The sequence below is a fragment of the uncultured Mucilaginibacter sp. genome, from assembly GCF_903913935.1.
Lineage (GTDB): Bacteria > Bacteroidota > Bacteroidia > Sphingobacteriales > Sphingobacteriaceae > Mucilaginibacter.
Map to the genome: position 1 here is coordinate 1 of NZ_CAIWNH010000443.1, position 3,166 is coordinate 3,166.

Below are 3,166 nucleotides of genomic sequence, written 5' to 3' on the forward strand. Positions count from 1 at the left end.
AATTTACGCAGGCTTATATCGCCTGACAAATATTCGAATATGATTTGCTGTTTTATTCTTTCTATATTCATGATCCGGATCTCCTTGTGACAACCCTAATCAGTACGACACACCGTGTGCAAAAATGGAACGCTAACGACAGAAAGCCCGGCGCCCGGGGTTTAAAAAATCTGCTGCCATATCCACCTAACCTACGACCACTGTCATTAAGTTAAGGGTTTTAATGTCGAACACCCAATATCGAATGAAGAATAATGAAGTAAAAAACTTCGGCGTTCGACATTCAACACCAGCCTACCGGCAGGCAGGTTCATTATTTGATATTAAATTTCTTTACTTTTTCCTTAGCTTAATGACATTGACCTACGACTCCCTTGCAAAACTAATTCGCAGCAAAAATGAACGGGATGGGCAACATAATAAACAGCGAAAAACAGGGTGCATGCATCCTTTCAAAAGGTATTTTTAAAGGCGTTGCTGTTTATAACAATGCCCCACTGTCCTTTATTATGCCGGGTTGGTAAAAATGAGGCACCCCGGTGATCATGTTTTATCAAATGATCAATACAAAACCCATATTGATATAAATTTAATACCATTTAGCTATTATGTTGTTATATTCTTCAACATAAAGGCCATATAATTGAAAATTAACAAATAAAAGTGTTTAATATCACATCCGCTTTTGACTTGCGTCATCCCACATGAACGCTGAATCCTCATTTTTACATCGTGAAAATCAACCAAACCCCCAGAGTTGATCCGATCAGCAAAAACAACCGCCGCGCCATGCGGCATAAAAAATCAAACACAATGAAATCAACAAACGCAGAAAAATTAGTTCAGCAGATTGAAAGGATTCGCGAAGCTCAAAGGCAATACGCGTTATTTACACAGGAGCAGGTAGACGACATTTTCAGAAAGGCCGCCATTGCGGCAAATAACGCGCGGATACAATTGGCCAAACTCGCTGTCGAGGAAACAGGGATGGGCCAGGTTGAGGATAAAGTAATCAAAAACCATTTTGCATCGGAAAATATTTACAATCAATATAAAAATGAAAAGACATGCGGCGTAATTGAGGTAGACGAAGCCTTTGGCATCGTTAAAATAGCCGAACCCATCGGCGTAATTGCAGCTATTGTGCCCACTACCAATCCAACATCTACCGCTATTTTTAAAGCGCTGATCGCTTTAAAAACCCGTAATGGCATCATTTTTTCACCGCACCCCAGGGCTAAAAAATCAACCATCGCGGCAGCAAAAATTATTTTGGACGCAGCGGTACTGGCTGGCGCCCCGGCGAATATCATCGGCTGGATTGAAGAACCAACCGTAGAGCTTTCTCAGATAGTAATGGCCGAAGCAGACCTGATCCTGGCCACCGGCGGCCCGGGAATGGTTAAAGCGGCTTACTCTTCAGGCAAGCCAGCCATCGGCGTTGGCGCGGGCAATACCCCTGCCATCATTGATGAAACCGCGCATATTAAAATGGCAGTTAACTCTATACTGCTTTCTAAAACGTTTGATAACGGTATGATCTGCGCTTCTGAACAAAGCGTGATCGTAATTGACAAGGTTTATGATGAAGTTAAACAGGAGTTTTTAGATCGGGGCGCCTATATCCTTGACAAAGAAGAAACCAGCAAAGTTGGCGCCGTGTTATTAATCAACGGCATCCTTAATTCCAATATCGTAGGGCAGTCTGCATTTAAAATTGCGGCGCTTGCCGGGGTTACTGTTCCCGAAGAAACAAAAATACTGATCGGCGAAGTGGAATCAACTGAGTTGGAAGAACCATTCTCTCACGAAAAACTGTCACCTGTTTTGGCCATGTATAAGGCACATACCTTTGAGTCAGCCCTGCACAAAGCGGTGCGTTTGGTAAAACTGGGTGGCTTCGGGCATACCTCCGTATTGTATACTGACGCGGTAAAGAGCCAGGAGCGCATCCAAAAATTCAGCGCCGCTATGAAAACCGGCCGTACCATTATCAATATGCCATCATCACAGGGTGCTATCGGCGATATCTTCAACTTTAAATTATCACCTTCATTAACGCTGGGCTGCGGCAGCTGGGGCGGAAATTCAGTATCAGAAAACGTGGGTGTAAAACACTTGTTAAATATTAAAACCGTAGCCAAACGCCGCGAAAACATGTTGTGGTTCAGGGTGCCTGAAAAAATATACTTCAAATACGGATGCTTGCCGCTTGCTTTGCGCGAGTTAAAAGAACTGGGTAAAAAACGGGTATTTATTGTAACTGATAAAGTACTGGCAGCCATGGGCTTTACGGAACGAATTACCCATGTACTGGATGAACTGGGACTGGAACATATCGTTTTCTCAGACGTCGACCCTGATCCTACCCTGCGCACCGCCAAAAAAGGAGCTGCAGAAATGATCGCTTTTCAACCGGATGCTATTATCGCCCTGGGCGGTGGCTCACCGATGGATGCCGCCAAGATCATGTGGGTTTTATATGAACACCCTGAAGAAAAATTTGAGGACCTGGCCATGCGTTTTATGGACATCCGCAAAAGAGTGTGCGCTTTCCCGGTAATGGGGCAAAAAGCCATGTTTGTAGCGGTACCTACCTCTGCAGGTACAGGATCAGAAGTTACGCCATTTGCAGTAATAACAGATGAGGAAACACAGATCAAATACCCGCTGGCTGATTATGAGCTTACCCCGGATATGGCCATCGTTGACGCCGAGCTGATGATGAATATGCCGAAAGGCTTAACCTGCGCGTCAGGCATTGATGCTTTGACCCATTGCCTGGAAGCTTATGTATCAGTACTGGCATCTGAGTTTACCAATGGGTTGGCGCTTGAAGGCATCAGGCTGATATTTAAATACTTGCCTGATGCCTATAACGAAGGCGCTACCAATATAAAAGCCCGTGAGAAGATGGCGCATGCTTCTGCCATGGCCGGCATGGCCTTTGCCAACGCGTTTTTGGGTGTTTGCCACTCCTGCGCACACAAATTGGGAGCTATGCACCATGTACCGCACGGCATTGCCAATGCGATGCTGATTAACGAGGTAATCCGCTTTAACGCGGTTGACAACCCGCGCAAGCAGGCGTCATTCCCTCAATATAAATACCCGAACGCCAAATGGAGGTATGTCTAGTCCTGAAATAGGTTTACTTAATGTGTAA

At 44.9% G+C, this 3,166-nt stretch carries 1 protein-coding gene; it reads left to right on the plus strand.

The annotated features are described in order from the left end of the window. The first annotated feature begins 789 nt into the window (after positions 1-789). Positions 790-3,138 carry a bifunctional acetaldehyde-CoA/alcohol dehydrogenase gene (gene adhE, locus QZY09_RS17610; RefSeq protein ID WP_295674503.1) on the plus strand — a complete coding sequence of 783 codons (2,349 nt, stop codon included), beginning with the start codon at positions 790-792 and terminating at the stop codon, positions 3,136-3,138. Positions 3,139-3,166: the final 28 nt, after the last annotated feature.